The sequence below is a fragment of the Bacteroides difficilis genome (assembly GCF_048319815.1).
In the GTDB taxonomy this organism is placed as follows: Bacteria; Bacteroidota; Bacteroidia; order Bacteroidales; family Bacteroidaceae; genus Bacteroides; species Bacteroides zhangwenhongii.
In genome coordinates this window covers 2,886,832-2,900,610 of record NZ_CP182814.1, presented here as the reverse complement: position 1 = coordinate 2,900,610, position 13,779 = coordinate 2,886,832, and the positions used below count along the sequence as shown (strand labels likewise).

Sequence of the window (13,779 nt, the reverse complement as noted above, 5' to 3'; positions counted from 1 at the left end):
CATAGAGTAGCCACTACAATAACAGTTCGCAAAAGATAAAACAAATACCCAACAACTGCCAATATTATTATTCCCAAGACCAAATATCCTATAACTGCCATAACAAACATGTTTTATTTCTATCCCATTTATTCACAAAGATACCATAAATCATTCAATATCCGAAGATATGAATACATAATTTTAAATTATATACAGCCAAAACATAGATATTAATTATTTTATCAAAAAAATCGGGATTAGGCGCAAAGAAAAGCAAAATTTAGCTTAAAAATAAGCAGGTCAGCATCTTAGTAGCAAAGCGGAAAGAAACAGCCTCCGGCAAAAAAAGCCCCCAAAAGTAGGGTTAAGCCATAGTTCAGGTACTAAGTCATTACCTAACCCATGACACCCTACCATAACGGTAATCAGTTCTGTTTCACTATTTTGCGTAATTCTTCATAACTCGTGGTAACGGGAAAGTAATTACCAAGCCGTAGAAATCAACCCGCAATTGGAAGAAATCAAAGCCCGAATCAACAACCACTATTACCAGATACTCCGGGCGGACGATTTTGTCACTTCCGAGAAAGTGCGCAACGCCTTTTTGGTATCGGCGTGATGGAGAACTGCATCCTGAAAGACTTCCAGACCATGAACAAGGAATTTGGCGACATGGTGGAAAAGAAACTCCGTGCGAAGTCCACCTATAACAAGTACCTGACCGTTTACAAGCACCTCGAATCCTTCGTGTGGGAGAAGAAGAAACGTACCGACAAGGCTTGGCGCAGGGGAATTATCCGCACCGACCCGTTCAGCGAGTACAAGCTCGAAATGGAAGAGACAGACCGGGGCTACCTCACGGAGGAAGAACTGCAAACCGTAGCCAATACCGTGTTTGTGGACAAGCAGACAAACCTCGTCCGTGACATGTTCCTTTTCGGCTGCTTCACCGGGTTGAGTTACATAGATATAAAGACATCAAAGTCTTACGATTATTATCAGTGACATACCATTATCGGTTATCTTCTCATCGAAAGCCCTCTCTTCTGCTGTTGGTCGTAATATTGTATGGGGAGAGACATTTATAATAACAGCTTATTTATTTTGAAATTTCAAGTAATAGGAATATCTTTGTATAAGATACAATAATATCCAATAATAACCTAATACAATATTAAGAAATACTATAATATGCCTTTACTATACAATTTTGATATAGACACCCCAGAAGAGTTGCTAATCATATTAGCACAAAATCTTCAACAGCGCCGACTGGAAAAAGGTCTGTCAAGAGATGCTTTATCTACATTGAGCGGAATCCCCGTACCAACAATCGCAAAGTTCGAACAAAAGCATACTATCTCTTTGGCTTCGTATGTAGCATTGGCAAAAGCGTTGGGATACTCTAAATCAATTAAAAATTTATTAGCAGAGCCACTCTATAATACTATGGAAGAGCTAGATACCATCAACCGAAATAAAAACAGGAAGCGAGGACGTAATGAGATTAATAAATAAGCTAACAGTAACTTATCACAAACAAGTTGTGGGAGAGTTAACTATGACTCCCGATAACCGTCTTTGCGCTTTCCAATACAATAAAGAATGGTTAATTAACGGTTTTTCCATCTCTCCATTGGAGTTACCGCTAAAACCTAACTTGTTTATTGCCCGTCCCGAACCTTTTTGGGGCAACTTTGGTATTTTTGAGGACAGTCTACCCGATGGTTATGGTCGCTACTTACTGAACCGTCTGTTGAAAAAACAAGGAATAGACGATATGAAACTAACTCCTATCCAACGATTGAGCATCGTCGGTTGTTCTGGTATGGGAGCTCTATGTTATATTCCTGAAACTTATATCGGAGAAGAAAAATCACTCCCCGATTTGGACAACCTTCAACAAATAGCCTTGAATGTATTGTCTGAAAAATCAGATAAAGATGAAGATATTCTCTACTTTAATAGCGGTAATTCAGGTGGTTGCCGTCCTAAATGCCTGTTACATGATACCGAAGGTTCATGGTTGGTAAAATTCAGACATACTTACGACCCAAAAGATATGGGAGTTATGGAATACCGATATAATAAAATAGCCCGCCAGTGCGGGATCACTGTTCCCGATTTCAAACTATTGGAAGGCAAATATTTTGCCACAAAACGTTTTGATATCGAAGCTGGCGAACGATTACACATTGCAACGGCCGGAGCACTCCTAAATGAATCGATCCTCCAACCAAGATTAGATTACAAAACACTACTTCATCTTACCGGCTTTCTTACACAAGACCCTCTCCAAGTAGACGAGATGTTCCGTCGTATGGTGTTCAACGTATTCACAGATAACAAAGACGATCATGCCAAAAATTTCAGTTTTGTCTATAAAAACGGTAAATGGTCTTTAGCACCTGCCTATGATCTTACCTTGTGTTCTACCGGATATAATGGTGAACATGCTACATCTGTCAATAATAATGGAAAGCCAACCCTCGATGATATGTTACTGGTCGGAGAAAGCATCCGTATCCCTAAAAGAAAAGGATTGTCTATAATCAGACAAATAGCCGAACATTGTGGTGAGATCTTATCTGAAGATTATAAAAATAATTACTCGGAAATCTTTTATCTACGCCAATAACACATCTTCCCATTTCCCCCCATGCCACTCCACCACAGAAGTAAAGCCAGCTTTCTTCAGAGCGGACAATCCTTCGAAGCGGGCATTATTTATTCTTTCAGGATAGTGCGCATCACTATTTACCTGCACCCGAATACCCAGTTCCTTTAGGAAAGAGAAATAACGTTCATTCGGATAGAACGTACCCAGTTCGTGATAAGACTTGGTATTGATTTCCACAATATAACCGCGTTCGGCAATCGCCGCAAAGTAATTGCGGACCAACGTATCATACCATGCTTCATCAAGCAAACCCGGACGATAGCAGGAAGCGTTATAGTGCATTTTATCGGCATGACCTACGATGTCGAAACCACCCAGCTCCACCATACGGAGCAGATTCTTATAATATAGGCGGACAACGAAATCAAGATCGCCACCAAAATGCGCATCAACCAATTCACGAAAATGATCTGCCGGAGTATCAATATCTACCACCTTTCCTTCCGGAGAGTACAGCATGTGAACGGAACCGATGCGATAGTCAAGAGGCAATTCTTGGAAAGGAGACAACGAAGGATTACTTTCCTCATTCAGATAGTCTATTTCAAGGCCGACAGCCAATTCTATCTCATCAGCATACTTTGCTTTAAGCCGGGAAAATTCGGAAAGATAATCATCCATCTGATCCCACTCCATCGTCCATGCAGTAGAGAATGGAAGCGGAGCATGAGAGGAAATGCCGTATGAAGAAAAACCTTCACTAATGGCAAAACGAATGAAATCTTCCATATTGGCTCGTCCGTCGCAATACAGACAATGGCTATGATAATTAGTCAAGTTTGTCATCTTTTCGGTTTATTCAAGGGTTATTCGAGTTATACCGGTTTATTCATTTTTCTTACTATCGACATTGCTTAGCTTTCTATCTCACTGAGTTCCAGCCAACGCATTGTTTTCTCGTCGATCAGATCATTCACTTCGGGCAAACGTTTCGATTTCTCCGTCAGTTCGTCAACAGAAAGGGTACCACTACAAAGAAGCTCCTCAATCTGCGCCTTTTCGGATTCCAGTTCGGCTATATCTTTCTCTAATTGTTCAAATTCGCGCTTCTCCTTGAAACTCATCTTACGCTTGTCGTTCAGACGGACACGGGCAGTCTTTTCCTCTTGCGGCTTTTCGGCTTCTTTCTCCTTTTGCGCCTTTGCTTCTTTCCAATCACGGTAATCACTATAATTGCCGGGAAAATCGCGAATATCTCCCTGTCCGTTGAAAACCATCAAGTGGTCTACGACCTTATCCATAAAATAACGGTCGTGGGAAACCACAATCACACAACCTTTGAAGTTCTGAAGATAATCTTCGAGCACATTCAGCGTAATAATATCAAGATCGTTGGTCGGTTCATCCAGCACAAGGAAATTAGGATTGCGCATCAGGACAGTGCACAAATACAGGCGGCGGCGTTCGCCTCCACTCAGTTTATAGACATAGCTGTGCTGGGTCTCGGGAGTGAACAGGAAATGTTGCAGAAATTGCGAAGCGGTCAACTTTTTCCCATTTCCCAGCTCTATGACTTCGGCAATATCCTGTATCACGTCAATCACTTTCATTTGCTCGTCAAACTGGAGTCCGTCCTGCGAGTAATAACCGAAACGAACCGTTTCACCAATATCCACCGTACCGCTATCAGGCTGTACCTGTCCCATCAATATTTTGATGAAAGTCGATTTGCCGGTTCCGTTGTTTCCCACAATCCCCATCTTCTCATAACGGGAAAAGATATAGGAGAAATCATCCAGAATCTTTAAATCCCCGAAACTCTTGAACAAATGGTCGGCTTCGAATATCTTACTTCCTATATACGACGCTTTCACTTCCAGCTTTACGTTATCGTTGCGGAGCCGTTGTTTCGCCACTTTCTCCAATTCGTAGAAAGCCTCCTCACGGTAACGGGCTTTGTGTCCGCGCGCTTGCGGCATTCGGCGCATCCAGTCGAGTTCCGTACGGTAAAGGTTGTTGGCTCGTTCTATTTCCACACTTTTAGCGTCCATCCGTTCCTGTCGCTTTTCGAGGTAATAGCTGTAATTTCCTTTATATTGATACACTTGCCGATTATCTATTTCAATAATTTCCGAACAGACACGGTCGAGGAAATAACGGTCGTGAGTCACCATCAGCAGACTGAGATTGGTACGGCGAAGATAATCTTCGAGCCATTCGGTCATATCCAAATCCAAATGGTTGGTAGGCTCGTCAAGAATCAACAGCTCCGGTTCGGTAATCAGTGCATTTGCCAAAGCTACACGCTTCAATTGCCCACCGGAAAGCTGCTTCACCTTTTGGTCAAAGTTACGAATCTTAAGTTGCGAAAGGATTTGCTTCGCTTTCTGCTCATACTCCCACGCTTTCTCATGGTCCATACGAACCAGAAGATCCTCCAGTCCCGGATGTCCTTCCGTTTCCATACAACGCTCGTATTCTTTTATCAGCTCAACGGTACTGTTGCCATGATGGAAACAGGCCTCTAGCACGGTCAATTCTTCGGGATACTGCGGGTCCTGCTCCAGATAATCCACCCGAAGGTCGCGTCTGAAAACAATGCTTCCACTATCATAGCCCTCTTTTCCGGCGATGATATTCAGCAGCGTAGTCTTTCCGCTGCCGTTCTTTGCTATTAATCCGACACGCTGCCCCTCAGCAATGCCAAAAGATATATTTTCAAAAAGGACCAAGTCACCGAAGGACTTGGTCAGGTTATCTATCTGTAAATAAGGTACTGTCACGTAAGTAAGTGATTAGGAGTTAGCGATTAAGGTTAGTCGGCAGTAAGCGCAGACTTATAAGTTTCTATGACGTTGCAAGATTCTCCGACTTTTATTTTGCTCCATGTCAGTTTCATCGGGTCGATAATGCCGTTCTTATATTGAAGAACCGGCGCTTCCCGGTTGCCGTCAATCAATGTCTTCCATTCCATACCGTCCACTTCATTGGCAAGGATCGTGCAGATCGTAATACCGATAGCCAGCCACTCGTCTTTTTTCTTCGGACCGATCTTACCGCTGTCAATTATCTGCTGGAGTTTTTCGAGGTCATCTTCCGTTCCTTGAAAATCTTTCTTCAATTCCTGCTTCACGGTAGATACCGTCCATTCATATCCTTCATTAATCTGATAGATTTCGGAAAGGCGGACGGGGATCAATTCGGCCGGATACTTCTGTCCTTCCTTACGTATCTCCAACGTGGCAATGACTTCTTCGGCTTCTTTCACCGTTCCACCTTTGGGTACGGTAAACGAGCATTCGAAAGCAATATCGTCAATGCCTGTAATCCATACATGGGATGTATAGTAAGTTCCTTCTTCCTGGAACATCTCTTTGCTATACGCACACTCCAACGCCCCGACCTTCACCAACGAAGCCGAATCGTTCTCTTTCAGTTCCTGCCGGATGGCTTCTTTGCCATAACCGGCTTTACCTTTGAATGCGGAAATACGAAAATTACCCGACCACACATCGGGATTATAGAAGAGAAAAGAGCCTTCGCCATCCTCAAACTCATTCCAGTCCGAAGGATAGTTCATCGAAAACCATGCTCCGGGAGAGATAAATTTCTTGCCTTGCATTCTTTTTCTACATTTGATTACTTGGCAAAAATACGAATTATTTTCCTATCGGCTGTATTTTCCTGCGTACTTCTTTGGAGATTTCCAAAAACATATAGTTCAACTTTCCGGAATGAATACCTTCTTCGTTCTCCTTATACTTTTTATTGGCATACTGCTTTGATTTCTCGAAAGTCAGCAATGACATCTCGTTCTGTGATTTGCCTACCATCGTAGAATCCAGCTGTTCATCGGGAAAGAAATCATCCAGATCGACATCACCGATCATCGTTGTTTCCAGGAAGTTCATATCGGTATGCGAATTGTCGGTATAATAGCCTACAAACATATGTCCCGGCGTACGCACCAAGATAGGATCGATATTGATGGCACGAAGCAAGGAGGCAAACAGCACGCTGCCATCCACACAGTTAATCTGCGAAGATTCCAGCGCATCATCGAACGTACGGACACGCTGAGAGAACACGACATTGCTCGAAAGACTGGTATTGGAAACCGAACTGTAACGGAAATTCCGCTTCTGCAATATATTCCAAAGCGCATACACCTGCTTGTCTACAGCTCCTTTAGCCTTGCTTTGATAACCGAGAAAGCGATTCACAATGCGGGTATTCAACGCCTCACGGAGCAACTGATCGATCATCGGATTCTCTTCGTTGACGTAGGCGGCAAAGAAAATGCCGGTATCATGAAACTTGGTACCTTTCGCCACGTAGCCCAACAGACATTCATTGACACTGCGCACGGAAAATGTACGCACCCGCTGTCCCAATTCCTTTCCGTTCATCTCCACTGTCACGGCAACGCTCACGGGTTCCGCCTGAAGGTTGTTCTTCAATGCTTCATAATTCCAGATTATATCCGGATAAATCGTATATTCCGTTCGTGGTTTGTTCAGGATAAACTCTGAGACGGAGCGGGAGAAGAAAGGAGTTTCAGCCACCTCAATCCTTACCCGGCTATATGCCGCCCGCGACTTTACCCGAATGGCAATGCAGGATTTCGGATTTCCCAGACTGGTGGAATCCGACGGGATAATGACTTGCGCATCGGTTGTGGCTACGGAAAGAATAGCCGAAGGAAAGATATTTCCTCCCAAATCATCAACAATCTCAAAACCGAGATTGAATGTGGTATATTTAAAGACGGACACTCCGCCAAGCAGAAGCAGCAACACGATAACCGCACCTATTACTTCGCGTCTATGTCGTTTCAAGTCAACTTTTATCATCGTTTGTAGTATCTATTAATCAAACATCTCTATCTTTTCTCGCTAACAAAGATAATATATTGTTTGTTTCTTGAATAATACAATCTCAGAAGATTTAAATATTTCCATAAAATATATTCAGAAAACATTAACTACTCCATCCCCCATTATACAATGTCCATTTACTAATGGATAACACGTAATAAGGAATAAACAATTATATTATTAAAAAAGAAAAAGTATAGATGATTTTGTATTCTTTATCACAGTCCTATTTTCACAGCGTATAAAAAAAAAGAAAAAAAACATCTTTAATCACATTTTTTTGCATATATTTGCCGCATCTCTCACGCCGACACCTCAATTTGCGAGGTAAAGGGTGGTATGGGGATATATTTATATAGAGAAAGACGTTTACTTAACGTTTTGTCTTGACACTTCAGAATCTCGCAAGTTTTGAAAATCTGTCAAAAGCAAAGCAATAGTAGATGTCTACGGGATATGTTTATACCTCTAAGTGTGCTTTGAAATAAAAGTATACATGGTTTGTTATACATATCGGCGTGGGCTTCTGCGTTGCTCGTTCAGACAGATTGGGCAATGCGAGAGCCTTGAAGTGTGGGACGAGTAACAGGTACAGATTCCCGCGCTTTTCTTTTATATAAACATTAACTTTTCTAATTGATGAACCATCCGGTTCTGGGGAATCTACTGGAAGAATATTTAAAGAAAATGAGACATATTTTTTCTTTGAAATTAGATCTCCTTATCAACTTCTATTTTAAGAAGAGGGAAATATGGATAATCATGTTTCTACTATGTACAAATTTTGGAAATGCACAAAAATGTACTATTCCAAACGCTCAAAAAGAAATATCATTTTTTTTCAATCAACTAGATGTTCAACAACATACAATTGTCGGAATATATCCTGACATACAACGTCATTGCATTTATTATTTACATCATGACGCTTATTATACTACTTGTTATGACAGTTTTTTCAAATATGATCTATTAGAAAGAACCACTATTCCCATTATCATATGCAACAGTGACAAAGGCATAAAATGCACTAATACGGAAAAACCGATTATATTTCGTGGCATCATAGATTCATGTTATGTATCTGGAGATAAAAGCAAAATTCTAATAGCTGGTGATGGTCTTTCAAATACAATAGCAACCGGAACAACCATTTGTTTGAATACAATAAATGGTTCTTTTCTTGATTTAGATATTCCTGCCGCTAACATAGAGTCTATAAATCATGATATTATAAAGATACGCAAAAGTTTCTTTTGTTACAATCCTGATAATAAATATTGTAGTGCAGACGCTGGGTGTGGATATACGGCTTATATCGATTTTCATGGTAACATCCAAAGTGTTGGTAAAGTAGAATGGCAGGGACAAGACGTTCCTCTAAGCACATTCAAACAATTCATAAAAGAAGTAACCGACAAAAACAATAAGATCTACATTTGTAATTCAGCCTCACTCAATTGGAATAAATGGGAAGAATGTGATCTTATATTAATTTGGGTTCCTAACAAATGTTTTATGTTAAAAAGCAGAATTGGAGATCCAAAGCTCGAATTAACTATTAATAAAAAATTATGGAATCAACATATAGAGCAAAATGAATATACATTAAGTTTTTTATGTAAAGGAAAATTTGGAAATGGAATAAATCAAGATTGTATAGTAATATTGCGTAATCATGGTTTCAATTCACAACAGATTGAAATTTATTTAGGAACAGAAGAGTATATACATCCTACAATCTTTAAGATTACTGAATACAAATAATTTTAATATATACTATCATGAAAAATTTATTTTTATTGTGTGTGACTATTTTTCTATTATCAGCATGTAGTCATAAAGAAGAAAAAGTATCTTATTTAGCTTTTAAAAGTGACATTAAAGATCGATGGGGACTAATTGATTTGGAAGGAAAAATTTTATTCGAAAATGAATTTCAAGAAGAACCGACAGCCATAATGAACGGGCGTTTTTTCTTAAAAAACAGTAACGGGCTATATGAATGTTATACAATAGAAGCTAAGCCTCAAAAAATAGGAAAAGAATATGTCGCAATTCAACCTTTTATTGAGGATGTCACTCCTGTTGTTGAGAAAGACCAACCAATTTCATTTATTGACAAAAGCGGAAAGACTGTTTTTACTTTTGACAAGTATGAAAATAAGGCAGTAATGAGTGTTAGCAATTTCATAGAAGGACTAGCTGTTTTCCGAACAGAAGACGATTTGTATGGTTATGTAAACACTAAAGGAGAAGTAGTAATTAAGCCACAATACACTTCAGCAAGTATTTTTCAAGAAAACATCGCTTTAATTACAGACAAAAACGACAAGAAATTAGCTATCAATCGTAAAGGAGAAATTTTATTTGATATACATTTGTCCCAAATCTGTACTATGTCACTTTATCATAATGGCATGCTTTTATTCTGCAACGAAGATGATTTCGATCAAATGGGTTGTTTGAACAATAAAGGTGAAAAAGTAATAAAACCTTCTTCCCGTATTAACAAATTAAGGCTTTTCGAAGGAGAAGCTGCTCCTTTCCAAAAAGATGGATATTGGGGATTCATAGACAAAAAAGGAGAAGTGTTGGTACGCGCAAAATATCAAGACGTTGATTTTTACAACTCAGATTTCGCCTGTGTCAAGGATAAGGAGAAATGGGGGATCATTGATTACAACGGTGAAATACTTTGTAATTTTGAATACGATAAAATTTACCCCTTTTATAACAGAGAATACGCATACGCAAGAAGTCACGATTACTATGTATTAATAGATAAAACAGGAAAAGAGATTAGCAAGAAAGAATATGCACAAATCAAAACAGACTATTTCACATCTGAATATCCAGAGAGAATGATAGAATCAGATTATTTGGATTATGAAGCTGCATTACGTAAGGAGTTAAATATCGCTTTAACAGGAATTGATGGAGTTTCTTTTAAAGACAGCCCAGAAAAGATATTCAAAGATAAGAATCAATATTCATCAAAAGAAGATTATAAAGGGAGTTATCATATTAGTTACGACAAAGACACAAAATATTTTTATCATGAAATATCTTGTTACTTTCCAGAAATGGTTGTAACCCCTATTAAAGAAAGAGTCAATTATGGTTGGGGGTTTTATGATGAAGAAATAAAAGGATACAATTTTAATAACAAGCAAAGTATGTATTTCATCGAAATAAATACAAGAGGAAAAAATAAAGCTTCGGAAAAGTATGTGAATATTATCAATGCCATAGAAAATATTTTTGTTGGTTTGGGATTCGAAACAGAAAAAAGGAGAGAAGGTTCTCCTGTTCTACTAAAATTAGATAACGCAGCACGAGCTGTAATATATAAAGATAATAATAACATCAAAATAGAGTACACATGCCCTACTATGTCGCTTAAAGATGAATTTTGGGAAGAAATAAAGAACCAAAATTATGAAACAAAATATAATCTTAGCGCAGAAGAACGTGCTCGCAATACTGCCGACTCTATTAGAATAGCCGATTCTATCGCTGCCGTAGAAGCTGCAGCAAAATACTCTTATTAGAAAAAGATATCATCATACTTCATTCAAAAACAAACGATGTCTAAAATAAGTCAGCTAATATAATTAATTAGCCATCAAATTATCCCCCATATAAAACAAACCGGATTCTCATGCTCCGGTTTGTTTTATAATTAATCGTAACAAGATTGTAATATCTGTTTCATCTGACCGTAACAAAGTATCCTCATCTTTGCATCAAATAAAATAAAAACGTAACTTTGTCATATTAATACATATAGCTTATGAATGAAACCCGTATTCTAGTTGTCGACGATGAAGAAGACCTCTGCGAGATTCTGAAATTCAATCTTGAAAATGAAGGTTACGAGGTGGATACCGCAAACTCCGCCGAAGAGGCTTTGAAGATGGATATTTGTAGTTATCAGCTAATTCTTCTCGATGTGATGATGGGGGAAATCTCCGGATTCAAAATGGCGAACATACTGAAAAAGGACAAGAAAACGGCAAAAGTGCCTATCATCTTTATCACAGCCAAAGATACCGAGAACGACACCGTGACCGGCTTCAATCTAGGCGCGGATGATTATATCTCGAAGCCATTTTCGCTGCGGGAGGTCATTGCCCGTGTAAAAGCTGTATTGAGACGCACGGCTGCAGCGGAAACAGAAAGAGTTCCCGAACGGCTTACTTACCAGACGCTCGTCATTGATATCACGAAAAAGAAGGTAAGTATCGACGAAGAAGAAGTGCCGTTGACTAAAAAAGAATTTGAAATATTGCTTCTGTTGGTACAGAATAAAGGACGGGTATTTTCACGTGAAGATATTCTAGCACGTATATGGAGCGATGAGGTATATGTACTCGACCGTACTATTGACGTAAATATCACCCGTCTGCGCAAGAAGATAGGAATATACGGCAAGTGCATCGTCACTCGTCTCGGATATGGATACTGTTTTGAAGCGTAATAACTACTCCCCTATGAATCTGCCTGTAACTCAAAAACATTTCCTCTCTTTCAGCCGAAAGCTTTTTCTCTCGGTCATTTCACTGTTTCTGGTATTTGCCGTTTGCTTTATCGCGTATCAGTATCAACGCGAGCGGGAATATAAGGTGGAATTGCTGAACACAAAATTACAGGATTACAACAGCCGGCTCTATGAACAGTTGAGCAGGCAATCGCCGGACAGTTCAATTATTACCAGTTATATCAACAACCATATTCTGGAAGATTTACGTGTAACTCTTATTGATATAGACGGAAATGTGCTTTACGACAGTTATTCGAACCACAACGGGCAGATGGAAAACCATTTAGACCGTCCGGAAGTACAAAAGGCGCTGAAACAGGGAAATGGATATGACGTACGGCGTACTTCCGAGACGACCGGTGTCCCCTATTTTTATTCGGCTACACGTTACAAAGACTATATTGTCCGCTCGGCTCTACCTTATAATGTCAGCCTCATCAACAATCTGAAAGCCGACCCGCATTATTTATGGTTTACGGTCATTGTGACTCTGTTGCTGATGATTATTTTCTATAAGTTCACGAATAAATTGGGAACTTCCATCAACCAGCTTCGCGAGTTCGCCATGCGTGCCGACCGGAACGAGCCTATCGAAATGGCTATGCAATCAGCTTTCCCGCATAACGAGCTGGGGGAAATATCGCAACATATCATACAAATATACAAGCGGCTGCACGAGACCAAAGAGGCACTTTACATCGAACGTGAGAAATTGATCACCCACCTCCAGATTTCGCATGAAGGACTGGGAGTATTTACGAAAGACAAAAAGGAAATTCTGGTCAACAACCTCTTTACCCAATACAGTAATCTGATTTCAGACTCCAATCTGGAAACTACGGAAGAAGTCTTTGCTATCAGCGAACTGAAAGAGATCATCCACTTCATCAACAAAAACCAAAGACAGCGTTCGGGAGGAAAAGACGAAAAGAGAATGTCTATCACAATCAATAAAAACGGACGAACCTTTATCGTGGAATGTATCATCTTTCAAGATGCCAGCTTTGAGATTTCGATCAATGATGTCACTCAGGAAGAAGAACAGATAAACTTGAAACGGCAATTGACACAGAACATTGCCCACGAATTGAAAACTCCTGTCAGCAGTATTCAAGGGTATCTGGAGACGATTGTCAGCAACGAAAATATCCCGCGTGAGAAAATTAATGTTTTTCTGGAACGCTGCTATGCCCAAAGTAACCGACTGAGCCGGTTGCTACGGGATATATCCGTACTAACCCGCATGGACGAAGCTGCCAACATGATTGATATGGAACGGGTGGACATCAGCTTATTGGTGGGCAATATTATCAATGAGGTTGCGCTGGAACTGGACGAGAAGCATATCACGGTTGTCAATTCCTTAAAGAAAAGCATACAAATCAAAGGAAATTATTCGCTGATTTATTCCATATTCCGCAATCTGATGGATAATGCCATTGCATACGCCGGAGCAAATATCCAAATCAATATAAACTGTTTCCGCGAAGATGAAGGTTTCTACTATTTCAGCTTTGCCGATACCGGTGTGGGTGTGTCACCCGAACATCTGAACCGACTCTTTGAACGCTTCTATCGGGTAGACAAAGGACGGTCACGGAAATTAGGCGGGACAGGATTGGGATTGGCCATTGTAAAGAATGCGGTTATCATTCACGGGGGAAGTATCTCTGCGAAAAATAATCAGGGAGGCGGACTGGAATTTGTATTTACATTGGCGAAAGAGAGATAAACCACTTAAAAAGCCATTACTG

The 13,779-nt window shown here is 39.9% G+C and carries 10 protein-coding genes and 1 pseudogene; 7 read left to right on the top strand and 4 right to left on the bottom strand.

All coding sequences use genetic code 11. The features are described from left to right. Positions 1–469: 469 nt before the first annotated feature. The 3 genes and pseudogenes from ACNOGP_RS10830 to ACNOGP_RS10820 form a co-directional block, all read left to right on the top strand. Positions 470–960, top strand: a pseudogene (locus ACNOGP_RS10830) (site-specific integrase); the annotation flags it as partial. A gap of 213 nt (positions 961–1,173) precedes the next feature. Then, entirely contained in the window at positions 1,174–1,500 is a 327-nt protein-coding gene (locus ACNOGP_RS10825; RefSeq protein ID WP_270541931.1) for a helix-turn-helix domain-containing protein, read from the top strand. Beyond that, on the top strand, positions 1,484–2,620 hold the full coding sequence (locus tag ACNOGP_RS10820) for a type II toxin-antitoxin system HipA family toxin (RefSeq protein WP_418212868.1): 1,137 nt from the start codon (positions 1,484–1,486) through the stop codon (positions 2,618–2,620). Before ACNOGP_RS10825 ends, ACNOGP_RS10820 begins: the two co-directional genes overlap by 17 nt. Here the strand turns inward: ACNOGP_RS10820 and ACNOGP_RS10815 are convergent. From ACNOGP_RS10815 to ACNOGP_RS10800, 4 genes are all read right to left on the bottom strand, one after another. After that, positions 2,609–3,448, bottom strand: a complete 840-nt coding sequence (locus ACNOGP_RS10815) for a histidinol-phosphatase (RefSeq protein ID WP_418212867.1) — start codon at positions 3,446–3,448, stop codon at positions 2,609–2,611. The two genes, ACNOGP_RS10820 and ACNOGP_RS10815, sit on opposite strands and share 12 nt — an antisense overlap. Before the next feature lie 68 nt (positions 3,449–3,516). Next, entirely contained in the window at positions 3,517–5,385 is a 1,869-nt protein-coding gene (locus ACNOGP_RS10810; protein ID WP_287668910.1) for an ABC-F family ATP-binding cassette domain-containing protein, read from the bottom strand. Positions 5,386–5,417: 32 nt separating this feature from the next. Further along, a complete protein-coding gene (locus ACNOGP_RS10805) occupies positions 5,418–6,224 on the bottom strand; it encodes a DUF3805 domain-containing protein (RefSeq protein WP_418212866.1) in 807 nt (268 codons plus the stop codon). 37 nt (positions 6,225–6,261) lie between these two features. Beyond that, positions 6,262–7,455, bottom strand: coding sequence for a hypothetical protein (locus ACNOGP_RS10800; protein ID WP_418212865.1), 1,194 nt, complete (start codon positions 7,453–7,455; stop codon positions 6,262–6,264). A 786-nt stretch (positions 7,456–8,241) separates the two neighbouring features. On the opposite strand from ACNOGP_RS10800, the gene ACNOGP_RS10795 reads away from it, so the two are divergent. The 4 genes from ACNOGP_RS10795 (at position 8,242) to ACNOGP_RS10780 (ending at position 13,757) form a co-directional block, all read left to right on the top strand. Next, positions 8,242–9,246: a hypothetical protein gene (locus ACNOGP_RS10795; protein WP_418212864.1), complete on the top strand. Its 1,005-nt coding sequence runs from the start codon at positions 8,242–8,244 to the stop codon at positions 9,244–9,246. A 17-nt stretch (positions 9,247–9,263) separates the two neighbouring features. Continuing rightward, positions 9,264–11,033, top strand: coding sequence for a WG repeat-containing protein (locus ACNOGP_RS10790; protein ID WP_418212863.1), 1,770 nt, complete (start codon positions 9,264–9,266; stop codon positions 11,031–11,033). Positions 11,034–11,275: 242 nt separating this feature from the next. Next, a complete protein-coding gene (locus ACNOGP_RS10785) occupies positions 11,276–11,962 on the top strand; it encodes a response regulator transcription factor (protein ID WP_349070158.1) in 687 nt (228 codons plus the stop codon). Positions 11,963–11,975: 13 nt separating this feature from the next. Continuing rightward, entirely contained in the window at positions 11,976–13,757 is a 1,782-nt protein-coding gene (locus ACNOGP_RS10780) for an ATP-binding protein (protein ID WP_418212862.1), read from the top strand. Positions 13,758–13,779: the final 22 nt, after the last annotated feature.